Source organism: Borrelia hispanica CRI (genome assembly GCF_000500065.1).
In the GTDB taxonomy this organism is placed as follows: Bacteria; Spirochaetota; Spirochaetia; order Borreliales; family Borreliaceae; genus Borrelia; species Borrelia hispanica.
In genome coordinates this window covers 1-23,119 of record NZ_AYOU01000163.1, presented here as the reverse complement: position 1 = coordinate 23,119, position 23,119 = coordinate 1, and the positions used below count along the sequence as shown (strand labels likewise).

The 23,119-nt window shown below is 30.0% G+C and carries 32 protein-coding genes; 31 read left to right on the top strand and 1 reads right to left on the bottom strand.

All coding sequences use genetic code 11. The features are described from left to right. Nucleotides 1-14 precede the first annotated feature (14 nt). From rplW to U880_RS0106890, 27 genes are all read left to right on the top strand, one after another. Complete coding sequence (gene rplW / locus U880_RS0107020; protein ID WP_024655340.1) at nucleotides 15-311, top strand: 50S ribosomal protein L23; 297 nt, start codon at nucleotides 15-17, stop codon at nucleotides 309-311. Between the two features lie 18 nt (nucleotides 312-329). After that, complete coding sequence (rplB, locus tag U880_RS0107015) at nucleotides 330-1,163, top strand: 50S ribosomal protein L2 (RefSeq protein WP_014696332.1); 834 nt, start codon at nucleotides 330-332, stop codon at nucleotides 1,161-1,163. 9 nt (nucleotides 1,164-1,172) lie between these two features. Beyond that, nucleotides 1,173-1,451: a 30S ribosomal protein S19 gene (rpsS, locus tag U880_RS0107010; protein ID WP_012538934.1), complete on the top strand. Its 279-nt coding sequence runs from the start codon at nucleotides 1,173-1,175 to the stop codon at nucleotides 1,449-1,451. A gap of 6 nt (nucleotides 1,452-1,457) precedes the next feature. Further along, nucleotides 1,458-1,820 (top strand): 50S ribosomal protein L22, encoded by a 363-nt coding sequence (gene rplV, locus U880_RS0107005; RefSeq protein ID WP_024655339.1) that lies wholly within the window; start codon nucleotides 1,458-1,460, stop codon nucleotides 1,818-1,820. 3 nt (nucleotides 1,821-1,823) lie between these two features. Next, complete coding sequence (rpsC, locus tag U880_RS0107000; RefSeq protein ID WP_024655338.1) at nucleotides 1,824-2,654, top strand: 30S ribosomal protein S3; 831 nt, start codon at nucleotides 1,824-1,826, stop codon at nucleotides 2,652-2,654. A gap of 18 nt (nucleotides 2,655-2,672) precedes the next feature. Further along, on the top strand, nucleotides 2,673-3,089 hold the full coding sequence (gene rplP, locus U880_RS0106995) for a 50S ribosomal protein L16 (protein ID WP_024655337.1): 417 nt from the start codon (nucleotides 2,673-2,675) through the stop codon (nucleotides 3,087-3,089). A 3-nt stretch (nucleotides 3,090-3,092) separates the two neighbouring features. Further along, nucleotides 3,093-3,293 carry a 50S ribosomal protein L29 gene (rpmC, locus tag U880_RS0106990; protein ID WP_024655336.1) on the top strand — a complete coding sequence of 67 codons (201 nt, stop codon included), beginning with the start codon at nucleotides 3,093-3,095 and terminating at the stop codon, nucleotides 3,291-3,293. Between the two features lie 5 nt (nucleotides 3,294-3,298). Further along, the gene (gene rpsQ / locus U880_RS0106985; RefSeq protein ID WP_012538241.1) at nucleotides 3,299-3,553 is read left to right on the top strand and encodes a 30S ribosomal protein S17; all 255 of its coding nucleotides are present in this window, start codon (nucleotides 3,299-3,301) and stop codon (nucleotides 3,551-3,553) included. A gap of 47 nt (nucleotides 3,554-3,600) precedes the next feature. Next, nucleotides 3,601-3,969, top strand: coding sequence for a 50S ribosomal protein L14 (rplN, locus tag U880_RS0106980; RefSeq protein WP_024655335.1), 369 nt, complete (start codon nucleotides 3,601-3,603; stop codon nucleotides 3,967-3,969). 10 nt (nucleotides 3,970-3,979) lie between these two features. Continuing rightward, the gene (gene rplX, locus U880_RS0106975) at nucleotides 3,980-4,285 is read left to right on the top strand and encodes a 50S ribosomal protein L24 (RefSeq protein ID WP_024655334.1); all 306 of its coding nucleotides are present in this window, start codon (nucleotides 3,980-3,982) and stop codon (nucleotides 4,283-4,285) included. A 3-nt stretch (nucleotides 4,286-4,288) separates the two neighbouring features. After that, a complete protein-coding gene (rplE, locus tag U880_RS0106970) occupies nucleotides 4,289-4,837 on the top strand; it encodes a 50S ribosomal protein L5 (RefSeq protein ID WP_024655333.1) in 549 nt (182 codons plus the stop codon). A gap of 14 nt (nucleotides 4,838-4,851) precedes the next feature. After that, nucleotides 4,852-5,037: a type Z 30S ribosomal protein S14 gene (locus U880_RS0106965; protein WP_012538245.1), complete on the top strand. Its 186-nt coding sequence runs from the start codon at nucleotides 4,852-4,854 to the stop codon at nucleotides 5,035-5,037. Between the two features lie 9 nt (nucleotides 5,038-5,046). Continuing rightward, entirely contained in the window at nucleotides 5,047-5,445 is a 399-nt protein-coding gene (gene rpsH / locus U880_RS0106960; protein WP_024655332.1) for a 30S ribosomal protein S8, read from the top strand. Nucleotides 5,446-5,464: 19 nt separating this feature from the next. Next, on the top strand, nucleotides 5,465-6,007 hold the full coding sequence (rplF, locus tag U880_RS0106955; protein WP_024655331.1) for a 50S ribosomal protein L6: 543 nt from the start codon (nucleotides 5,465-5,467) through the stop codon (nucleotides 6,005-6,007). A gap of 17 nt (nucleotides 6,008-6,024) precedes the next feature. After that, the gene (gene rplR, locus U880_RS0106950) at nucleotides 6,025-6,384 is read left to right on the top strand and encodes a 50S ribosomal protein L18 (RefSeq protein WP_024655330.1); all 360 of its coding nucleotides are present in this window, start codon (nucleotides 6,025-6,027) and stop codon (nucleotides 6,382-6,384) included. An 11-nt stretch (nucleotides 6,385-6,395) separates the two neighbouring features. Next, nucleotides 6,396-6,890: a 30S ribosomal protein S5 gene (rpsE, locus tag U880_RS0106945; RefSeq protein ID WP_152520419.1), complete on the top strand. Its 495-nt coding sequence runs from the start codon at nucleotides 6,396-6,398 to the stop codon at nucleotides 6,888-6,890. Between the two features lie 3 nt (nucleotides 6,891-6,893). Further along, nucleotides 6,894-7,205: a 50S ribosomal protein L30 gene (gene rpmD, locus U880_RS0106940; protein WP_024655328.1), complete on the top strand. Its 312-nt coding sequence runs from the start codon at nucleotides 6,894-6,896 to the stop codon at nucleotides 7,203-7,205. Beyond that, on the top strand, nucleotides 7,198-7,635 hold the full coding sequence (gene rplO, locus U880_RS0106935) for a 50S ribosomal protein L15 (protein WP_024655327.1): 438 nt from the start codon (nucleotides 7,198-7,200) through the stop codon (nucleotides 7,633-7,635). Before rpmD ends, rplO begins: the two co-directional genes overlap by 8 nt. A 12-nt stretch (nucleotides 7,636-7,647) precedes the next feature. Next, a complete protein-coding gene (gene secY / locus U880_RS0106930) occupies nucleotides 7,648-8,952 on the top strand; it encodes a preprotein translocase subunit SecY (protein WP_024655326.1) in 1,305 nt (434 codons plus the stop codon). A gap of 9 nt (nucleotides 8,953-8,961) precedes the next feature. Beyond that, nucleotides 8,962-9,075 carry a 50S ribosomal protein L36 gene (gene rpmJ, locus U880_RS0106925; protein ID WP_002557090.1) on the top strand — a complete coding sequence of 38 codons (114 nt, stop codon included), beginning with the start codon at nucleotides 8,962-8,964 and terminating at the stop codon, nucleotides 9,073-9,075. A gap of 9 nt (nucleotides 9,076-9,084) precedes the next feature. Next, nucleotides 9,085-9,462, top strand: coding sequence for a 30S ribosomal protein S13 (rpsM, locus tag U880_RS0106920; protein ID WP_024655325.1), 378 nt, complete (start codon nucleotides 9,085-9,087; stop codon nucleotides 9,460-9,462). A 30-nt stretch (nucleotides 9,463-9,492) separates the two neighbouring features. Then, nucleotides 9,493-9,882 (top strand): 30S ribosomal protein S11, encoded by a 390-nt coding sequence (gene rpsK, locus U880_RS0106915; protein WP_024655324.1) that lies wholly within the window; start codon nucleotides 9,493-9,495, stop codon nucleotides 9,880-9,882. A gap of 15 nt (nucleotides 9,883-9,897) precedes the next feature. Beyond that, nucleotides 9,898-10,929 carry a DNA-directed RNA polymerase subunit alpha gene (locus U880_RS0106910; RefSeq protein ID WP_024655323.1) on the top strand — a complete coding sequence of 344 codons (1,032 nt, stop codon included), beginning with the start codon at nucleotides 9,898-9,900 and terminating at the stop codon, nucleotides 10,927-10,929. Nucleotides 10,930-10,947: 18 nt separating this feature from the next. After that, nucleotides 10,948-11,319 (top strand): 50S ribosomal protein L17, encoded by a 372-nt coding sequence (gene rplQ, locus U880_RS0106905; protein ID WP_024655322.1) that lies wholly within the window; start codon nucleotides 10,948-10,950, stop codon nucleotides 11,317-11,319. A 73-nt stretch (nucleotides 11,320-11,392) separates the two neighbouring features. Continuing rightward, nucleotides 11,393-12,934, top strand: coding sequence for a ribonuclease Y (rny, locus tag U880_RS0106900; RefSeq protein ID WP_024655321.1), 1,542 nt, complete (start codon nucleotides 11,393-11,395; stop codon nucleotides 12,932-12,934). Next, nucleotides 12,924-13,715: a TIGR00282 family metallophosphoesterase gene (locus tag U880_RS0106895; RefSeq protein ID WP_024655320.1), complete on the top strand. Its 792-nt coding sequence runs from the start codon at nucleotides 12,924-12,926 to the stop codon at nucleotides 13,713-13,715. Before rny ends, U880_RS0106895 begins: the two co-directional genes overlap by 11 nt. Next, nucleotides 13,696-14,493, top strand: coding sequence for a TlyA family RNA methyltransferase (locus U880_RS0106890; protein WP_024655319.1), 798 nt, complete (start codon nucleotides 13,696-13,698; stop codon nucleotides 14,491-14,493). Before U880_RS0106895 ends, U880_RS0106890 begins: the two co-directional genes overlap by 20 nt. Here U880_RS0106890 and U880_RS0106885 read toward each other — a convergent pair. Further along, nucleotides 14,483-15,244 (bottom strand): GerMN domain-containing protein, encoded by a 762-nt coding sequence (locus U880_RS0106885; protein WP_200862218.1) that lies wholly within the window; start codon nucleotides 15,242-15,244, stop codon nucleotides 14,483-14,485. The genes U880_RS0106890 and U880_RS0106885 overlap by 11 nt on opposite strands. Before the next feature lie 95 nt (nucleotides 15,245-15,339). Between U880_RS0106885 and der the strand changes: the two genes are divergently transcribed. The 4 genes from der to U880_RS0106865 all read left to right on the top strand — a co-directional run. Further along, nucleotides 15,340-16,641 (top strand): ribosome biogenesis GTPase Der, encoded by a 1,302-nt coding sequence (der, locus tag U880_RS0106880; RefSeq protein ID WP_024655317.1) that lies wholly within the window; start codon nucleotides 15,340-15,342, stop codon nucleotides 16,639-16,641. After that, nucleotides 16,638-17,891, top strand: coding sequence for a hypothetical protein (locus U880_RS0106875; protein ID WP_024655316.1), 1,254 nt, complete (start codon nucleotides 16,638-16,640; stop codon nucleotides 17,889-17,891). Before der ends, U880_RS0106875 begins: the two co-directional genes overlap by 4 nt. 5 nt (nucleotides 17,892-17,896) lie before the next feature. Beyond that, nucleotides 17,897-18,583 (top strand): HAD family hydrolase, encoded by a 687-nt coding sequence (locus U880_RS0106870; protein WP_024655315.1) that lies wholly within the window; start codon nucleotides 17,897-17,899, stop codon nucleotides 18,581-18,583. Nucleotides 18,584-18,601: 18 nt separating this feature from the next. Beyond that, nucleotides 18,602-23,119: SpiroCoCo family coiled-coil protein (locus U880_RS0106865; protein ID WP_024655314.1), on the top strand; the 4,518-nt coding region annotated here is incomplete at its 3' end.

Below are 23,119 nucleotides of genomic sequence, written 5' to 3'. Positions count from 1 at the left end.
AGTAAGGATGATTTATGAAAGCTTATGATATAATAATTTCGCCTATGCTTACTGAGAAGACTAATATTCAAAGAGAAAATATGAATGTTTATGCTTTTAAAGTTAAAAAACAGGCAAATAAGAAGGAAATTGGTGCTGCAATTAAAGAGCTTTTTAATGTTACTCCAATATCATGTAATTTGCTTAATGTTAAGAGCAAGGTTAAAACAGTTGTCTCAAGAAAAGGTTATCCTATTGGCAAAGGGAAAACTTCTTCATGGAAAAAAGCGTATGTTTATCTTAAAAAAGAAGATAAGATAGATATTTTTTAGTGGTTTTGGAGAAAAAATATGGGGATTAAGACTTATAGGCCAAAAACTTCGTCTTTGCGTTATAAGACAACTTTGTCTTTTGATGAGTTAAGTAAGGGTAATGACCCTTTGAAGTCTTTAACTAAAGGGAAGGTATCTAGGGCTGGGAGAGATTCTTCTGGAAGAATTAGTGTTAGGAGAAGAGGTGGAGGACATAAGAGACGTTATAGAGAAATTGATTTTGCCAGAAGAGATAAATTTGGCATACCTGCTAGAGTTGCAGCTATTGAGTACGACCCAAATAGAAGCCCTAATATAGCTTTGCTTGTATATAGAGATGGAGACAAAAGGTATATTATTGCTCCAAAAGGAGTTAAGGTTGGCGATATTTTAGAGAGTGGTCCAAATGCCCCAATAAAGATTGGTAATGCATTGCCACTTGAAAATATTCCTGTTGGTAAGATGGTTCACAACATTGAGCTTAATATTGGAAAGGGTGGACAGCTTGTAAGAGGTGCTGGTGGATATGCTATGATTATTGCTTCTGATGGAGATTATGTAACAGTTAAACTTCCATCAGGTGAAATGAGAATGATTTTTAAGAAGTGCATGGCGACTCTTGGAGAAGTTGGTAATGAAGATTATATGAATGTTTCTATTGGTAAGGCTGGTAAGAGTAGGTGGCTTGGTAGAAGACCTAAGGTTAGAGGTGTTGCCATGAATCCTATAGATCATCCACATGGAGGTGGAGAAGGTAAAACTTCTGGTGGTCGACATCCTGTATCTCCTTGGGGTCAGCCAGCTAAGGGATATAAGACTCGAAAAAAGAATAAGTATTCAGATAAATTTATCGTCAAAAGAAGAAATAATTAGGAGTGTGTAGTGGCAAGATCTATTAAAAAAGGACCTTTTATAGAAAAGAGTCTTTATCAGAAAGTTTTAGCTTCTTCTGGTAAAGAGAAAAGGGTTGTAATTAAAACCTATTCTAGGGCCTCAACAATAATTCCTGAAATGGTAAGTCTTACTATATCTGTTTACAATGGGAAATCTTTTATTCCTGTGTATATTACTGAGGATCTTGTTGGGCATAAGCTTGGAGAATTTTCACCTACAAGAATTTTTAGAGGGCATGCTAAATCAGATAAGAAGGGGAGGAAATAGAGGTTTATGTTTGTAAATAAAAAATATACTGCTAAGGGCAAAAATTTGCCATCTTCTCCGAAAAAGGTGAGACCTATAGCTGATAATATACGAGGCAAACCTTATAACGAAGCTGTTGCAATATTGTGCTCTATGCCTAATAAAGGAGCTAAACTTTTGGGAAAAGTAGTTAAATCGGCAGCGTCAAATGCTATGTATCATAATAGAAATCTTTCTGAAGATATGATATTTGTAAAAACAGTTATGGTGGATGATGGGAGAAAGCGTAGAAGCGTTTGGCCTAGAGCTAGAGGTAGAGCAGATAGGCTTATTAATAGAAGTTGTCATATTTTTGTTGAAGTTTATGAAAAGATGTATGGTGGAGAATAGGATATGGGTCAAAAAGTACATCCTTACAGTTTAAGAATTAAAATTAATAGGGATTGGAAATCAAAGTGGTATTTTGATAAGAAATTATATTCTGAAATTCTTCACGAGGATTTCTTGATAAGACGAGAAATTATGAAATTTCTTAAAGGAATTAAATTTGATATTTCTGATATAGAAATAATTAGAAATAATCTTCAAAGAGTGACGGTAGTAATTTCTACTCCAAGACCCGGTTCTGTTATTGGTGTTAAAGGTGCTAATCTTGAAAAAATTGGTCAGTTGTTAACTAGAAAGGTATCTAAAAAAATTAATATTAAAATAAAAGAGATTAAGAAGCCAGAGTTTGATGCACAAATTGTTGCTAATGGCATAGCAAAACAATTGGAAAATAGAGCTTCTTATAGGAAACTTTTAAAATCTTCACTTTTGTCTTCTATTTCTAAAGGTATCCAAGGTGTAAAAATTAAAGTTTCAGGTAGACTTGGTGGGGCTGAGATTGCTAGAAGTTTTGAAGTTAAAGAAGGACGAATTCCTTTGCATACTCTTAGAGCGAATATAGATTATGGTTTTGCCGAGGCTTATACAACTTATGGTGTTATTGGTGTTAAAGTTTGGTTGTTTAAGGGAGAAATTTTGGGAAAACAGCTCAATTCAGATGCGGGACAAGTAATTAATAGGAAACCTTCAAAAGATAAGGTTGAGCGTTTTGATAAGGGTAAAATCGATGATAAGAGTAGAAAGGTTGTAAATGACGATAAATTTTCTAAAGAGAAATTAGAAATTGGATCTAGATCTAAGAATGATTTTAAAAAGAAAAATGATTCTGATGTCTAGGATTTTAAGGAGCGTTAAATGTTAAGTCCTAGAAAGGTTAAATATAGGAAAAAACAAAGGGGAAGACTTTCTGGAGAGGCTCAGAAGGGTAACAAAATATCTTTTGGGGAATATGGGCTAGTTTCTCTTGAGGCAGATTTTATTACTGCAAGGCAAATTGAAGCAGCTCGTGTTGCTATGACTCGTAGGGTTAAGAGGGGAGGTAAGGTTTGGATTAGAATATTTCCAGATATACCTTATACTAAAAAGCCAGCTGAAACTAGGATGGGTAAAGGTAAGGGAGGAGTTGATCATTGGAATGCTCCTGTAAAACTTGGTACCGTTATGTTTGAAATGTCTGGGGTACCTAAAGAACTTGCTGAATCAGCTATGATGCTTGCTAGTTCTAAACTTCCAGTTAAGACTACATTTGTGGTAAGACGAGATTTGAGGTGAGTTATGTTGAAAAATTTAAAAGATCTTACTCTTGAAGATATGAAAGCTAAAAGATTAACTTTAAAGAAGGAATATATGGATTTAAGATTTAAGACTGTGGTTGGGCATGTTGAGAATCCTTTAAAAAAAAGAGAGCTGAGGCGAGATATTGCAAGGCTTAATACAATAGTTCATGAATATGAAATAGGTATTAGGAAGGTTTAAGTGTTATGGCAAGGGAAAATAAGAAAGAACTGATTGGAAAGGTTGTTAGTGATAAGATGAGTAAGACAGTAGTTGTTGAGATTGTTCAAAGGAAAATGCATCCTATCTATCATAAATACTTAAAAGTTAGCAGAAGAGTTAAGGCGCATGATGAGAGAGAAGAGTCGAAACTTGGTGATAAAGTGAAAATTGTTGAATCCCGACCTATTAGTAAAGAGAAAAGATGGAGACTTATTGAAATTTTGGAGAGATCAAAATAATTTCGATTATTTTTATATTAGAAATACAGAGATAGAGGAGATTAATAATGGTACAGATGCAGACATATTTAACTGTTGCTGATAATACAGGTGGTAAAATAGCACAATGCATAAAAGTTCTTGGTGGTAGCAAGAAGCGATATGCTAAGGTTGGAGACATAATAGTTATTGCTGTAAAACAAGCAATTCCCAACTCTCCTGTTAAGAAAGGAGATGTGCATAAAGCTGTAATTATTAGAACGTCTAAAGAGATAAGACGTAAGAATGGAACTTATGTTCGATTTGATGACAATGCGTGTGTTATACTTGATGCTAATTTGAATCCAAGAGGTAAGAGAGTTTTTGGACCTGTTGCAAGAGAGCTAAGGGATGCTAATTTTATGAAAGTTGTCTCTTTGGCTTCAGAGGTAATATAAGGGGCTATTTATGAAAACAAAGTTGAGAGTTGGTGATAAAGTAAAGATCCTTTGTGGTAAAGATCGAGGTAAAGTCGGTGAAATTGCTAGCATAGATAGAAAAAAGTTTAAAGTTACTGTTAAGTCTTGTAATATGATCAAGAAGGTTATAAAGGCAAGAACGCCTCAGGAGAAAGGAAAGATAGTTGATAAGGAAGCACCTATGGATATTTCAAATGTGATGTTATTTTCTAATGGTGTGATTTCGAGATTAGGAATTAAATTTGAGAATAATGAGAAAAAGAGATACCTTAAAAAAAATGGGGAGAATGTTTAGATTATGAGTTATATTCCTGAGTTGAAGAGGCGTTATAGAGATAATATTGTAAAAGAACTTGTTAGTGAATTTCAATATAAATCTATTATGCAAGCTCCAAAAATAGAAAAAATTGTTGTTTCTATGGGTGTAGGTGATGCTGTTAAGAATAAAAAGCTTTTAGATTCAGCTGTTATGGAACTTAGTCAGATTACCGGACAGAAAGCTGTAAGGACAAAGGCTAAAAAGGCTATTTCTGGATTTAAGATTAGGCAAGGTCAAGAAATAGGTGCTAAAGTTACACTTCGTGGTAACATGATGTATGAATTTTTATATAAGCTGGTTAATTTAGCATTGCCTCGTGTTAAAGATTTTAGAGGTATAGATGGTAATGCTTTTGATGGGAATGGTAATTGTTCTTTTGGAATAGCAGAGCAAATAATATTTTCTGAGATAGATTATGATAAAATAGAGAGGATATCTGGGTTGAATGTTACAATAGTAACCACGGCTTTAAACGATAAGGAAGGTAAAGCTTTGCTTGCTAAGTTTGGTATGCCATTTAGTAATTAAAGGAGTTTTTATTTATGGCTAAAAAATCAATGATAGTTAAGGCCTTACGAAAGCCAAAATATAAAACGAGACAAAAAAATAGGTGTAAGTTATGTGGGCGTCCTAAGGGCTATATGAGAGATTTTAGTATGTGTCGTATATGTTTTAGGAATCATGCATCTGCAGGATTAATTCCTGGTGTCTCAAAGTCAAGTTGGTAAGGAGAATTTATGGCTGTTACACATTCAGTGGGAGATATGTTAACTAAGATAAGAAATGCGAGCAGAGTGAAACATGAGTCTGTAGATTTAAAGATGTCTAAAATAAATAGATCTATATTAGATATTCTTAAGGAAGAAGGATATATTAAAAATTATAATATTTTTGATAAAAAGGGTATTTCTTTTATTAAGGCAATATTGAACTATGATGGTAAAAGAAATCCGGCTATAAATAGAATAGATGCTATTTCAACTCCTGGGAGAAAAGTGTATTCTTCATATAAAAATATGCCAAGAATCAAAAATGGATATGGCATATTAATAGTGTCGTCTTCAAAAGGTGTTATTACTGGTAAGCAAGCCAAAGATAATAAAGTAGGTGGTGAGCTAATCTGCTCAGTTTGGTAAGGTTAAGAGGTAGGTAAATATGTCACGTATTGGTAAACTTCCTATAAAGATTGCTGATTCTGTTAAAGTTGATATTAAGGATAATTTTATAACAGTTGAAGGCAAGAGGGGTAAATTAAGTCAAGAGATAAAGAGTAGCATTCGAGTTAAAATTGAGGACAACAATATTATTGTTGAGAGAGCTTTGAATGATAAACAGACAAGAGCTTTTCATGGACTTTATAGAAGCTTGATTTTTAATATGGTTAAGGGAGTATCAGATGGATTTTCAAAATCTCTTACTATTAATGGTATAGGATATCGGGTTGAACAACAAGGTAATAGTTTGTTTTTTAATTTGGGATACTCAACTCAGTTTGAATATGTAATTCCTGAAGGAATTAATATTCGCCTTGATGGTAATACTAAAATTGCTGTTGAAGGTATAGATAAATGTAGGGTTGGCCAAGTTGCTGCAGAGATTAGAAGCTTAAAAGTTCCAGAGCCTTATAAAGGTAAGGGAATTAAATATGATAGCGAAGTAATCAGACGAAAAGTAGGAAAATCAGGAGTAAAGAAATAGGTTTTAGGTGAGTTTTTATGAAAAAAGTGAAAGAAGCTGAAAAAAGAAATATAAAGCGTAAAAAAAGAATAAGAGATAGAATTGGATTTGGTGTCTCAGATAGACCTAGAGTTACAATTTTTAAGTCTAATAAATATTTTTATGCTCAAGTCATTGATGATATAGTAGGTCATACTCTTGCAAGTGTTTCTACTATTGAAAAGGAGCTTAGTTTGAACAAAAATCTTAGTGATGTAAAGAAACTAGGTGAAGTTCTTGCAAAAAGACTAAAAGATAAAAATATCAGTAAGCTTATATTTGATAGAAATGGTTATAAATATCATGGGCTTATTGCAGGTTTTGCAACTGCTTTGCGTGAAGCTGGTATTGATGTTTAGGGGGAATTATAGTGGAATCTCAAGTTCATAAAAAGCAAATAGAGAAATTAATATCACTAAATAGAGTTACTAAAGTTGTAAAGGGTGGGAGAAGATTTTCTTTTTCTGCATTTATGGTTGTTGGTGATGGTGAGGGTAAGGTTGGCTGGGGTTTTGGCAAGGCTAATGATGCTAGTGATGCAATAAAGAAAAGTTTAACAAATGCTAGAAAAAATTTAAAAGCCATTCCTATTAAAAAAGGTACTCTTCCTAATATGGTCATTGGAAATTTTAAGAAGGCTAAGGTTTTAATTAAGCCTGCAACTCAAGGTACTGGTATTATTGCAGGTGGGCCTGTTCGTGCTGTCATGGAAGCTTTGGGAGTACATGATATTTTAAGTAAATCTCTTGGTTCAAATAATTCTATGAATGTAGTAAAAGCAACTTTTAAAGCATTTGAGTTAGTGTTAGATGCTAGGAAAATAGCTCATATAAGAGGTAAGACTTTAAGAACGTTATGGAGTTAGTGTATGATTAAGAGAAAATTGCGACTTCAGCTTAAGAAAATTAGATTTAAAGCTGCAAGGTCTAGATTGAAAAATAAGGCTTTTATTAAAAGAATGGAACATAATAGAGAAGTTATTGCTAAGAGCGATATTAAGATAGAAGTTGAACTTAGGAGAAGTCTTATTGGAAAATTGGATAATAAAGTGAGGACATTAAAGGCTTTAGGTCTAAAGAGAATAGGAGATAAAAGAATTCATATTTTAAATAAATCTCTTCAGGGAATGCTTAATAGTGTAATTAGCATGGTTTTTATAAGTGAGGTGACAGATGATTAAGCTAAAGAGACCTTTGGGGGCTAATAAATCTAAAAAAATTGTTGGTAGGGGTCCAGGATCTGGTCTTGGTAAAACTTCTGGTAGAGGACAAAAAGGACAAAAAGCTAGAAATAGTTCGCCAAGAATTGGCTTTGAAGGAGGGCAAACTCCTCTTTATAGAAGACTGCCAAGGAGAGGCTTTTCTAATCATGATTATAAGATAAGGTATGAGATTGTAGGACTTGGTGATATAGATAGAAAGTTTGAGGCTGGTGATTTAGTAAATTATGATACTTTATTGCAAAAAGGGCTTGTAAATAAAAAGAAAAAAAATATCAAGATTTTAGCTAATGGTGAGCTTACTAAAAAGGTAGATTTTGAAATTTCTCGTATTTCAAAATCTGCTGAAGAGTTGGCAACAAAAATTGGCTGCAGTATAAAATTGATCTAGAATGGTAATGAAATGAAAGGTTTGTTTTTAAATTTATTGACGATTAAAGATTTAAGGAGCAAATTTTTATTTACTCTATTTATTCTATTTATTTTTAGAGTGGGTTCATATTTGCCAATTCCAGGAATAGATCCTGTGGCTCTTAGAAGTTATTTTAAATCTCAGTCGGATTTTTCAATTACTAATTATTTTGATTTTTTCTCAGGTGGTGCTTTTAGTAATTTTTCCATATTTATGCTTAGCATAGGTCCTTATATTTCAGCATCAATTATTATTCAACTTCTTGTTTATTCTTTCCCTTCTTTAAAAAAAATGCAAGAAGGGGATAATGGACGGAAGAAAATAAAAAAATATACGAAATATTTAACTATTGTTGCAGCAATGGCTCAAGGATATGCTACTAGTCTTTATGCTAAGAGTATTCCAGGGGCATTGAATATACCTTTTTATAGATATATTTTTGTTGCTATTTTAACAGTTACTACTGGTACTTTTGTTCTTTTATGGCTTGGAGAACAAATTAATCAGAGAGGAATTGGAAATGGTGTGTCTTTAATAATATTCTCAGGGATAGTAGTGAGATTGCAGGCAGCTTTATTTAATTTATTTCAAAGTATGAGAGATCCATCTCAAAATATCAATCCTGTTTTTGTAATATTAGTGTTAAGTATTTTTATTTTGGTTGTTATATTAATCATATATGAATACAAGGCACAAAGACGGATTTCTATTCATTATGCTAGGGCAAATTCAAAAAATACTGTTAGTTCGTATTTGCCAATTAAGCTTAATCCTTCAGGTGTTTTGCCTGTTATTTTTGCATCTGTGCTTATTACTTTACCTTTGCAAATTTTAAGTGGATTTGCTGGTACTTCTGTTCTCTCGAGACAAATTTTATCTTATTTAAGGCCTAATGGAATTTATTATACGTTATTGAACGTATGTTTAATAATAGGTTTTACATATTTTTATTCAAAAATACAATTAAGTCCAAAAGATATAAGTAATAATATTCTAAAGAATGGTGGTACTATTCCGGGTATCAAGGCAGATGAGATGGAAGCTTATTTGGATAAAATTATGAATAGAACATTATTCTCAGGCTCTATTTTTTTATCCATGATTGCAATTATTCCTTTTTTAGTGCAAAATATTTTTAGATTTCCTTATGATGTCTCAAGAATTATGGGTAGTTCTTCGTTGCTTATCATGGTAGGAGTAGCTCTTGATACATTAATTCAGATTGATGCATATTTAAAGACTCAAGGATTGTCACGTGGAACTGGTAAGAAATATGCATTTTTACAGAAAATTTAGGAGTGATTTATGAAAGTTAGGGTTAGTGTCAAGCCAATTTGTGAAAAATGTAAAGTAATAAAGAGGAAAGGTGTTTTAAGAATTATTTGTGATAATCTTAAACATAAGCAAAGACAAAAATAAGGGGAAAAAATGGCTAGAATAGCAGGAATAGATTTGCCAAATAATAAGCAACTTCAAATTGCTCTTACTTCTATCTATGGAATAGGAAGAGCTAGAGCTTTAGAAATTTGCAAAAAAACAGGTATTTTGCCAGAAAAGAGAGCTAAAGATTTAGATAATGAAGAAGTTAATAAGCTTAGAAAGGTAATTGAGAGTGACTATGTTGTTGAAGGGAAGCTTAGAAGTGAATTAGCTATGTCTATTAAAAGGCTTATGGATATTGCATGTTATAGAGGACTTCGACATAGAAAAGGGTTACCCTTAAGAGGTCAGAGAACCAAAACTAATGCAAGAACTAGGAAAGGAAAGAGAAAAACTGTGGCTAATAAAAAGATAGCTGCTAAATAAAGTTGTTTTATTGATAGAGGAGGGAGAAGTTTGAGTGCGAAAGTATCAACTAATAAAAGAAAGGTAAAAAGAAGTATTGGTGAGGGTAATGTTTATATACAGGCTACTTTTAATAATACAATTGTAACTGTGTCAGACATAAAAGGAAATACTTTGGCTTGGGCAAGTGCAGGCGGAATGGGCTTTAAAGGTGCTAAAAAGTCAACCCCTTATGCTGCTCAAATGACCGCAGAGGCAGCTTTAGGAAAGGTAAAGGATTTTGGTATTAATTATGTTCATGTTTTTGTTAAAGGTCCAGGAATTGGTAGAGAATCTGCCATACGAGCTGTTGGATCATCAGGTATCATTGTTAAGTCAATCTCAGATGTTACTCCAATACCACATAATGGGTGTAGACCCAAAAAAACCAGACGAGTTTAGTTAGAGGAGCTATTAATGTCTTTAGGAAAGCTTTTAAAAGATTTTACTATACCTGATAGGATTGAATTTGTAAGGGGAGAGGATGATGGCTCTTATGGAAAATTTATAATATATCCTTTTGAGAAAGGTTTTGGTGTGACTATTGGAAATACTTTAAGACGTGTGCTATTGTCTTCTATTGAGGGATATGCTATTTCGGCTATGAGAATTCAATCTAATCAGAAAGAGTCTTTAAAGATTGTTTCAAGTGAATTTGATTTAATCCCTGGGGTTATGGAAGATACTCTTGAAGTAATTGCTAATATTAAAAATGTTCATTTAAAGTTGGATGAGGGAGTTACAAATACAACAATAAGTCTTTCTGTTAATGGAAAAGATAATAATGTTTTCAAAGCAGGTCATCTTGAGAGAGAAGGTGTTGAAGTTTTTAATAAAGATTTAGTTATTGCCACACTTTCAAGTGATGCAAATTTAGATTTTGAATTTCAAGTTAATTATGGAAGAGGATATGTTTCTTCTGAACAAAATGCAAAATATTTAGAAGAAGTTAATACTATTGCTCTTGATTCTATATTCTCTCCAATAGAAAAAGTAACATATTCTGTTGAAGATACTAGAGTTGGACAGAGATCTGATTATGATAAACTTGTTATGGAAATTTGGACAACAGGTGTAATTAGTGCTAAGGATGCAATTAAAAAGGCAGCTTCTGTTGTAAGAGAATTTTTACTTCCATTAGTTAATTTTGAAGATAAAGTGATTCATTCTGTTGATTATGCTGAATTTAGAGATTCTGACATACTTAGTATGAATGTTGAAAAATTAAATTTGTCTGTTAGATCTCTTAACTGTTTAATTAAGGAAAATGTCAAGACTTTAGGGGAACTTATTAGCAAGAGTCCTGTAGAACTTTCAAAAGCAAGAAATTTTGGAAAAAAGAGTTTAGAAGAGATAGTTGAAAAGCTTAATGCTTATGGGTTATTTTTGGGAATGTCTAAGGTAGAAGCTCTTAAAGTATTAGGTAAACACGATAAAATATCTCATTAAAAGGGAGATCATTTTTATATGAAGACTAAGGTAGGATTTAATAGATTAGATAGAAAATCAAGTCATAGAAAGGCGCTTTTAAAGAATATGGTAATTTCTCTTTTTAGGCATGAAAGGATAACTTCTACTAAGGCAAAATTAAGTGAGGTTAGAAGATTTGCTGAAAAGTTAATTACGAGAGCCAAAGTTGATAGCGTGCATAATAGGAGAGAAATATCAAAATTTATACATGATAAGTATATCCTTAATAAATTATTTACTAAAATTTCCCCTATCTTTAAAGAAAGAAAGGGTGGTTATACTAGGGTTATTAAGCTAGGACAAAGGTATGGAGATGCAGCTGAAATGGCAATTCTGGAACTAGTTGATAAAACCTTAGAAGAAAAGTAATATTCTTTACATATTAAGTTAATCCTTTTAAAGGGTTTATACTTATTTGTTTGGTGGAATAGGGGGTAATTGTATGTCATATATTACTTTTTCTTCTATTCTTGCTGGTGTCCTAGGTATTATATTAGGTTTTATAATAAGAATTATTTTAGGTAGATTTTCTTTATTAAATTTAGATAAAAAACTAAAGAAGGTACAAGAAGAAGCAATCTTAGAAATAGAAAATGAAAGAAAACGAGTTATTTCACATGCAAAAGCTCAGATGCTTAAAGATAAAAACCAGCAAGATAGGGAAATAAGAGAGAGAAAAAATGAGGTTTTTAATTTAGAGAAAAGGTTATTACAGAGGGAAGAAACCTTAGATAAAAGAATAGCAGCCCTTGATAAACAACAAAGTAGAATTGATTTTAAACTTAAAGAATTTGAACAGAAAGAGAAAATAATACGTGAGAAAGAATTATCTCTTGTTAAAAAAATTGAAAATATTGCTGGTCTTACAAAAGATGAAGCAAGAAAGATTGTAATTGAAAAGGTTGAGAATGAATCTAAAAGAGATGCTCAAATCATTATTAATAAGTCTGAACAAGAGGCTCAGCTCTTAGCAGATAAAGTGGCCAAAGATATATTAGTATCTACTATGCAACGCATAGTAACAGAAGTTAGTTCTGAGTTTACAGTAACTTCTGTTGAACTTCCTAATGATGAGATGAAAGGTAGAATCATTGGTAAAGAAGGACGTAATATTAGGGTTCTTGAAACATTAATAGGTGCAGATATTATTATTGATGATACTCCAGAGGCTGTTGTGATATCTTGTTTTGATCCAGTAAGAAAAGAAGTAGCAAAAAGAACTCTTGAGAGGCTTATTTCAGATGGAAGAATTCATCCTGCTAGAATTGAGGAGATTGTTTATAGTGTTACTAATGAGATTAACAATATTATTCTTGAAGAAGGTGAAAGGGCAGTATTTGATTTAAATATACATGGATTTGATAAAAGATTGATTAGAGGGCTTGGGAGGCTTTATTTTAGAAGTAGCTATGGTCAAAATGTTTTAAGTCATTCAAAAGAAACAGCTATAATTGGAGAAATTTTAGCTAAAGAGATGAAATTAGATCCTGTTGTTGTTAAAAGGGCATGTCTTTTACATGATATTGGAAAAGGAATGGAAAGTATTTCTGAGAATAGTGAGGGACATGCTATTACAGGTGCTGAACTTGCTCAGAGCTGTGGTGAGAGTGATATTGTTGTTAATGCTATTGCTGCACACCATAATGAAATAAAACCTGAGAGCTTTGAGGCTATAGTTGTTCAAATAGCTGATGCTATTTCTGCATCGCGTCCTGGCGCAAGACGTGAGAGTTTAAATAATTATATAACAAGACTTAAGAGACTTGAAGAGATTGCTTATGGATTTGCGGGTGTTCAAAAGTGTTATGCAATTCAGGCGGGTCGTGAAGTTAGAATCATTGTTGACAATTTGTTGGTTAATGATGAGAAAGCTACTATGCTTGCAAGAGATATTGCAAAGAAGATAGAAGTTGAAATGCGATATCCTGGAAAGATCAAAGTTACTATTATTCGTGAGACCCGGGTTATTGAATATGCAAGATAGTGATGTTATTAGGACTTTAATAGTTGGAGATATTGTAGGAAATGGAGGACTTAAGAGGATTTTCTTTCATCTTAAGAGTCTTAAGGATAAGTATAATATAGATTTAACAATTGTTAATGGAGAGAATTCTTCTGGTGGTTTTGGAATTACTCCAGAGATAGCCGAAAATCTTTTTAAAACAGGTGTAAATGTGATTACTACGGGTAATCACATTTATGCTGATCAGAGTATAAGAGAATATTTAAATAAACAGGAATATATATTAAGACCAAATAATTTTTCAGATTTACTTGAAGGACATGGTCATTGTATTTTGAATGTCAAGGGTGAAAAAGTTGCTGTTATAAATATTCAAGGATTTTTAGGAATGACTTTTATTGTGAAAAATCCTTTTGAAAATGTAAAAAAAGTTATAAATATGATTAAGAATAAAGTTAAGACGATTTTTGTTGATTTTCATGCTGAGAGTAATTATGAAAAAGAAAGTTTTGGATATTTTTTAAATGGATTGGTAACGGGAGTTGTTGGTACTCATACACATATAATGACTTGCGATGAGAGAATCTTGGATAAGGGTACTGCTTATATTACTGATCTTGGTATGACTGGTAGTTTCAACTCTGTCATAGGCTTTAATCCTGAAATTTCTCTTAAAGGATTACTTGAATATATTTCTTTAAGAACAGAAACTGTTGAGGAAGATGTGATTATACAGGGAGTTGTTATTACTTCTCATTTATACACAGGACGTGCTTTGAAAATTGAGAGAATACAAAAATAGTTTGCTCAATGTTCTTTGTAGGAATTATCCAAGTTTCACAAGAGATGAATTGAGAATCTTAATTGTAACAGGTAGAGTGTATGTTAATTCTCACAAGGAAAAAAATCCTAAAGTTTTAATATTAAAAAATAGTAAGATAGAGCTGGTTGAGAGAAAATCTAAACAGTTTGTTTCAAGAGGGGGAGATAAACTTTTTGAGGCTTTAGAGATATTTAAGATTGTGGTTAAAGATAAAATTTGTGTTGATGTTGGTGCTTCAACCGGTGGTTTTACGGATTGTCTTTTGCAGGAAGGGGCAAAATTAATTTATGCAGTTGATGTTGGATTGAATCAACTTTCTTATAAATTAAGAATTGATCCAAGAGTTAAAGTTTTTGAGAGAACTAATATTTTTGATATTAAGAAATTTGACATTCAACCTAATTTGGCCGTTATTGATGTGTCTTTTAGATCTGTAATCAGCATATGTGCAAATTTAATTGATAAACTTTCTGATAAACTTATTATTGCGCTTGTTAAGCCTCAATTTGAGCTTAAAGATTTAGATTTAAATATCAAAGATTTTAATGGTATAGTTGAACATAGATATTTAAATGAGATATTAAATAAGGTGATTAAAAAGTTTTATGATAATTATTTACAAATTAAAGGCATATTAAAACTTACAACTAAAGGTCGCAAGGGGAATCAGGAATTTATGTTTTTAGTTTCTAGAAATAGTGGAGTAAATTTGATGCAATCATTGGCATTTCTTGATGATATTGATTTTAATATTTAGCAAGTTTTGTATTATCTAGTATTCCTGAGAAGTTTAAATTTAAATCTTCAATGATTATTGGATTGTTTTCAATGTTTAAAGTTATTCCTTTGATACCTTGAATTTCAAGACATGTTGAAATAATTTGTTTTACTTGGTTAATTATTCCTTCTATTCCAAAGCTATTTTCATAAAATTCCTTTGATAAATTAATATGAGCAATACCCTCATTAATACTTAAATTTAATATTTTGGTGTTAATAGGAATTAGACTTAGAAAATTATTTTTAAGTTCATATTCATTTGGTCCATTCAATAGTGCTTTTAATGTTTTTTCAAGAATATTTTTATCGTAATGAATATTTCTTTTGACACCTTGTTTTAAAAAATGTCCTTCAGAAGTGACTTTAATGAAGTATAGTTTAACTTCTTTTTGATTTTGTAAATGTTTGTGTTCTTGTTCTTGGAGCTCTTCTTTGATTTTTTTTATTTCGGGCGGTTTTATTAAAAATTTTTCATTATTAAGCATTTTTATATTTTCACTTTTTGTATTGTCTATCTTTACTTCTACTTCCTTAGGTTTTGTCTTGAGCAGTTCAAAATTGTTGTTAATTTGTTCATTGTTGAATATGTTGTTAAGTAGTGAGCTTTTGATTATTAGCAATAAGCATATTGCCGTTAAAAATATGGCAAACAATATTAAAAATATATCTACTTGACTGAAGTTGCTTGTTTTGCGCCTACTGTTCTTTTTTTTTCTTATCAATTGAATATCCGCTTGTAATTGGCATAAAACTATAATATTTGCTATTATAATATAAATATCCACATAAAGGAAGAGGTAGATTGGCTTTGATTGGTTCTAAAATTCAAAATTATAGCAGTGTTCTTATTGTTGGCAGACCAAATGTTGGAAAGTCTACTTTGTTTAATAAGCTTTTAAGTTCAAATAGAAGTATTACGAATGAAGTTTATGGGGTTACTAGAGATTTAGTAAGAGAAATCTGTAAAGTAAATTCTTATAAGTTTTATTTGATTGATGCTGGTGGATTTACGCTTTTAAAGGATGAACTTAGTCAGGTTGTGGTTAATAAAGTTATAGGCTTGCTTGATAGTGTGGATTTAATTTTACTTGTTTTAGATGTGAATGAGATATTGTTAGAAGATTATGAACTTATTGATAGATTGAGGAAATATAGTGATAAAGTAGTTTTAATATTAAATAAAGTGGATAGTAGTCATAAGGAAATTTTAGCTTATGAATTTCAAAAATTGGGTTTTAGGAAGAGTTTTTTAGTTAGTGCAACTCATGGAAAGGGAATTAATGATTTAAGGATTTTTTTAAAAGATTCAGTAGGTAAATTGTCAGATGATGAGCATATTGATGTTAAAATTGGTATTATAGGTAAGCCAAATTCAGGAAAGTCTACTCTTATTAATTTTTTGGCAGGAGATGAGGTTTCTATTGTGTCTTCTGTGGCTGGCACCACAAGAGATTTTATTAAAGCAAAGTTTCAGAGGAATTCTAAGACATTTGAACTTATTGACACGGCTGGAATAAGAAGACGTGCAAGAGTAAATGAAATTATTGAACATTATTCTGTAAGTAGGGCTTTAAGAGTAATTGATATGGTGGATGTTGTCTTTTTATTAGTTGATGTTAATGAAGATTTAACATCTCAAGATAAAAAAATTGCTCATTATGCAGCTAAGCGAGGTAAAGGAATTATTATTGTATTTACCAAATGGGATCTTGTAAAATATAGAAGCGGTTATTTTGAGGCTGTAAAGAATCGTGTTAAATTTTTCTTTCCAGTTTTAAATTTTTCTCCTGTATTAAAAATATCTGTGCATAATAGGATGGGGGTAGATAACCTTTTTAAGGAGACAATTAAATTAAAAGAGCAACTTGATCTTAAAATAAATACTTCTGATTTAAATAAGATGTTAAATTTGTGGGTTAAGGATTATCATTTGAATTCTTCATATAAAGTTAAATATATAACTCAGGTTAGTGTTAATCCTATTAAGTTTATTTTATTTGCAAATAAGATAACCAATTTCCCAAATTCTTATTATAATTATTTAGTAAATAATATTCGTAAAATTGGTTACTATAATGTTCCAATTTTAATAGAACTTAGAGAGAAAACAAGAGAACTAAAGTGAGATATATATTTTTATTTTTAATGGTTGGTAATCTAAGTCTTTTTGCATTTGAAAATTTTTTCTATGATTTTAGTGTTAGATCAAGTTATTCAAATTATTTTAGTTCAAGTAATAATGCTATTAAGATAGAGACAACAAAATATCATATTGTAGATAATTATTATATTGAAGTGTCAAATTCAATAGTGGGAGATTATGTTTACTATTCTTTTTTTAATCGAAAAAATGGTATATCGTATATTTTTCCAGGTTCTTATGTAATTAAAGTTGGGAAACATGGCATTGAACAAGTGAAAATATTTTTTCTCAATAGATCAGATACTTTTATTAGAATAAAAGCAGGGAATGTGTATTCCAATGCTGATTTTTATTTAATTAATACTTTGATTCATAAAGATATTAAATTGCCTTTTAAAATTAGTGATATTGCTACTGGTTCTTTTATAGAAGTAGTTAGATATATTGGTAATTTTATTGATTTTGAGCTTTTTAATCCTAAATATCTTGAAGTTTATGATAATGTTTCTAATATGGTTGATAATCTGAAGTCATTTTTAAAAATTTCTCCTTTAATGTTTGAAGTACATGATGGGGCGATGAATGAGTTTGGAGAGATGGTATATATTAAAACGGGTGAACCTCAAAGAGAGCCTATAGGGTTTAATTGTTCTGGATTTAGCAAGTGGGTTGCAGATTCAATTTATAAGGTAAAAACGGAAAAACTGTTGAAAATAAAGGATCTGAAAGTTAGGCATATTGGGGTTAGAGGTAATGGTTTTACACAATATCATGAATTTAGTAGGGATCCTTTTTTTGGGCTTGATTGGACGCGTAATATTGCATATAAGCTTCATAATGTTGATGTTGATTTGGATTTATCTAAGATTAAGGAATTTGATGTAAATAATATTGGGTTTTTAAAGTATATTGAAGATCGTGGATATAAGGTTGATAATTTAGAGTTTATTTTATATTATTTAGCTGTAAAAGATCCCGGTCATATATATTTAGGATCTGTTAATACGACAATTGATGGATTTCCAGGAAAGATTTTTCATAAACATATTGTGGTGTTGTTTCCTTTTATTGATCAAAATTCGATTTTTAGAGTATCTTTAATGGAAATTAATGATGAAACTTCAATTAAGTCATTGAAGGATAGATATCCAAATTCGTATGTTCATTTAGTTAAAGTTAAAGTTCCTAAGCATATATCTGTAGTCTCAATACCAAGAAGGATAAAGAATTAAATATTATGATAAAAGCTGTAGTATTTGATCTTGATGGAACTCTTTATCCTGAGATTAGTATTAATTTAATAATGTTTCCTGAATTTTTAAAGAATATTAGATTTTTTTTGGCTTTTAAAAAGATAAGAAAAGAAATAAGAGTTTTACAGAGAGGGAAAAGTGTTCCTTCAAGTAGAGATGAATTGGTGTCTAGGCAAGTTAGTATGCTTGCTAGTCATTTAGGTTTTAATGAGAATAGATGTGAATTTTTATTGAATAAAATATATTATGGGACATCTTTTAGTGATAAATTTAGAAATATTAAACCGTATTCTGGTGTTCATGATTTGATTTATTTTCTTAAATCTAATGGAATAAAATTAGGAGTAATGTCAGATTTTCCTATTGCAACTCGTGTAAGTAACTTATTAAATATTGATGATAGTTTTTGGGATATTCTCTATTCATCAGAAGATACTGGTTATTTAAAACCAAATAAGGTAGCTTTTTTAAGAATTTTAGATGAACTGGGTGTAGATAATAAGCATGTTTTATATGTTGGAAATTCTTATGAATATGATATTTTAGGAGCTAGTAGCTTGTGTATGAAAACAGCTTATCTTTCTAAGAAAAAATTACTTAAAGATATGAAGTGTGATTTTATTTTTAGTAATTATAAAGACTTGCAAAGATATATACTTTTAAATATATAAGTATGGGTAAAATATTTTATGATAGATTTTGTAACCCTTTTGGTTAATCTTTTAACGGTTTTCTTAATTTTATTTATTTACAGGCAGTATGATAGACGTTCAAGAGCTTTAGATAAAATTAAAAAATTTGTTGATATTGCTAAAGATAATCTTGAAGATTTTATTGATGAGAAGACAAAAGAGATCAATAATCTTGCTGTTGATATGGAAGCATATCAACGTTCTAGTATAGAAATTATAAAAAAGATAGATGAAGTTCAACAAAAAATTAAAAATAAGAGTGATGATTTTGCAGAAGTTGAAAAAAAAATTGCTTATCATGATTCTATGCTTAAAGATTTAGATGATATGGCTCTTAAAGTGCAGGATAATATACAGCGACTTCAAGTAGATGGTAAAGTGGTAGATAAACTTGCAAAGACTTTGAAAAATTTTAATACTCAGATTGATTCTGTTGATTCTAAATTAAATACTATTTTTGAAAAATTTGCTAAAACAAATAAGGAAAATCTTGAATCTATCAAGATTGAGAGTTGGGAAAAATTTGATAATACTATTAAAGACTTTAGTGTTAGAATGGATAATCTTGATAAAAATCTTATGTCTTATCAAGAATCTTTATTAATGGTTGAGGAAAAAAAGAGAGACATTTTGGATAAAGGTAATGAAAAACTTGAAAATGAGTTTAAGGACTTTTTGCTTAAAATTGAATCTAACATAGATAATTATAACAGAGGAATGGAAAAATCTTTTGATATTTACGAGTCTAAGTATAAATCGATTGAAAATTCTCTTGATCTTATTATAGAGCAGGCTAAAACTAAAATTAATGATAAGGAAGATTTTATTTTAACTAAGTTAAATGAAGAGTTGCAGCGGAAGTTTAATGAAGTTTTTTTATATGTTGATGGTCGTTCTAATCAGATAAAAGATGAACTTGAAGGTAAATTGGTATTAGTAGACAATGAGGTATTGTCTTTAAGTTCTGTTTTTAAGGACAATACTTATTCTAGATTGAATTCTCTTGAAGAAACTATCAGACAAGAAATGAGGCAATATGAAGAGCAATTTGCAGATATTTTAGAGCAATTTAGAGTTCAAATTGAGTCTAATGTGGGTGATATTTATAGGGAATATGATAGTAAAATAAATCAATTTGACAAAGAGATAAGAGAGAGAATAGATTATAGCTTGGAAGATGCCAATTCTAAAATAGAGAGTGTTCAGAGTGGGGTTAAGAGCTTGCTTGATGATCTTGAAGATGATTCTAATAAGATATATTTTGAATTTAAGAAAAAAGTTAAAGGGGATATTGATAGTTTTAATGAAGATGTGTTTTCAAAAATGAATAACATTGGAAGTGATTTAGATTTAAAACTTTTAAATATTAATACAAATATTCAAGATGAAGTTTCCAAGTTAGATAATGTTTTGTATTTAAAACTTAAAGAGTTGAATGAAAAATTTGTTAATGAATATTCAGATTTAAATGAAAATGTTAATTCGAAGTATGCAATACTTTTGGAATCTTTAAATTTAAAAAGTAATGAATTGGAAATTCAGTTGGAGAGTAAATATAAAGGTATTGCAGATAAATTTGAGCGTAGTATTAATGATTTTACTGTTGAATGTGATGAAAGATTTAATAATATTGCTGAAAAATCAGATTATGATTATCAAAATTTTGAAACTACTAGTAAAAGGGTCAATGAAGGTATAAATTCGCTGAATGTTTTGTTAGAGCAAAACTTTGAGACTTTAAAAAGAAATTTTGAATCTAAATTAAATGGTATCAATTCTGATATTGATAATGAGGTTTTGAACTTAAAAAATCACTATGGAGAAGAGATAGGTAACTTTGTAAGGGCAATGGAAGCTAATAAATTGCAATATGAAAATTTGCAAAAAGAAGTGGAATTGAATTTAAAAGAGGTGAAATCTAATTTAAATTCAGCTAATGAAGAATTTTTAAATTTAATTGAAACTCAAAGAATTAAGGGAACAGAGCTTAGTGAGAATATTTTTAATGAACTATCAGAACATATTCAGAAAAAAGCAATGGATATGCATACTAATTGGAAAGATGAGCTTATTATTTTAAATAAATCTTTGCTTGATATTAAGATCTCAAGTGAAGAATTATTATCATCAGCTTCTTCTAAAATCGACTCTTTTGAAAAAGATGTTAATGAGAGACTTGAATATGTTATATCTAAAACAGAGACTTTTGAGGGTTCAGTATTAGATAGATATAGAGAATTAAAAGAGATGTCAAGTAAAAATAGTGAAGAAGTTTTATTGGGAATTAAAGAATTTATTGATAATCAAGCCGAAATAATTCATGACAAAGTTATTATGATGCTTAATGGGTTTAATGATGACTTCTCTAATAGAGAGGAAGTGATTAAACGCAAGATAGAGGAACTTAATTATAGTCTTAAGGACTTTAAGATTGAATGTGAAGATGTTTTAAACAATTTAAGATCAGATCTTGATGAATTTATTGAAACAAGAGTTCAAAAGATTGCTGCAATTAAGATGGATAATCAAAAACAAATAGATGATTTTTTAACTCAAATATCGGAAGATATCTTGAGTAAAAAAGATATGCTTGATAATGAAATAGATGGCAAGCTTAATACTTGGCAAGATAAATTGAGTGAAATATCAGTTAATATTGAAAATGTACTCTCTTCAGGAAAAATGGATATAAGTTCTATTGATTCAGAAATGGCTTTAAAAATTAATGATCTAAAGACTACTTTTGAGGGACTTGAGAGTTATTATCTTGAAAAAATAGATGAATTTAGAAATCAAGGAAATGTATATGCAGATGAGCTTTTACAAAATATTATGAGTCATTTTGATACGGATGCTAAAGAACTTGAAGAGAGTTTGTCTAAAAAATTTGCTATTGTTTTAGATAAGTCAGAAGAGTTTGTTAAAGAAGTTGATAGTTTACTTAAAGACAAAAGGACAGACATTGCTTCATTCCAAGCAAATATTGATATTACTATTGATTCTCTTAATTCAAGATTTAATGATCTAAATAGAGAGATTAATGAAAAATATAGTAAAGTCATATCTGATTCTAGAGGGTATTCAGAGACTCTTGCTAGTAAATTAGAAAATGAAATAGGGTATGAAATAGAAAATGTAAATAGAAGGTTAACAGATAAAATAGATGTTCTCAGTAAAAATATGGATGAAAATATAGAAAAATTTAAAGAATCTTTTGATGTATCTAGGTATCAAGTTGCAAACTTTGAAATTAGAATTAAGGATATAGTAGAAAAAGAAGAAGTAAGGATTGGTGAATTTCTTAGAGAAATTGAGTATCAATATAAAATGAGACGCGAAGAGGCAATTGACTATAGAAAAGTCATGGATAATGATATTATTCAATTAAAAGAAAGGTTTATAGGCGTAATAAATGAGCTTAAGAATAATATTGAGGATAAGTCTGAATTTTTAAATGAGCTTTATAAAGAGAGATTTAAAATTGTTGAGAATAATTTTGATGAGAGATATTCAACATTTTTTATTGAGAGTGAAGGGGCTATTTCAAAAATTAGAGATGAGATATATAAGATTCTTACAGATAATGATGATCGTTTAAGAGCCAAAATTGCTGAAATGGATCGTAATTTTGAAATAGTAGATGCAAGATCAAAAGAAATTTTAGAGTTTGAAGAAGATTTAAGAAAAAAAATAGAAGAGAATAATAATAGCATTTATGAGCAATTTGATATTGTGAAATTTGATATTGAAAAAGAAATGAAAATTCAATTTGATGCATATATGATGAAAGTTACCTCTGCAATTAATGATGAAATTGAAAAGTATGAGTATGGAATTAATGAAAAATTAGATGTTCTTAAATCTATTGAAGATAACTGTGAAATTATAGAAAAAAATTTAAAAGAGAAAATGGATAAATATAATAATGATTGCGACAAAGTTTTTGATTTAAAGTATGCTGAACTTGAAGACAAGTATAATGAGAAACATTCACTTATAGAGAGAAAGATAGATGATAAGGCTAATGAGGTTGAAGAGTTAATATCAAATAAATATGCTGAGCTTGAAGGCAAATATAATGAGAAACATTCACTTATAGAGAGAAAGATAGATGATAAGACTAATGTGGTTGAAGAGTTAATATCAAATAAATATACTGAACTTGAAGACAAATATAATGAGAAACATTTACTTATAGAGAGAAAGATAGATGATAAGACTAATGTGGTTGAAGAGTTAATATCAAATAAATATACTGAACTTGAAGACAAATATAATGAGAAACATTTACTTATAGAGAGAAAGATAGATGATAAGACTAATGTGGTTGAAGAGTTAATATCAAATAAATATACTGAACTTGAAGACAAATATAATGAGAAACATTTACTTATAGAGAGAAAGATAGATGATAAGGCTAATGAGGTTGAAGAGTTAATATCAAATAAATATACTGAACTTGAAGACAAATATAATGAGAAACATTTACTTATAGAGAGAAAGATAGATGATAAG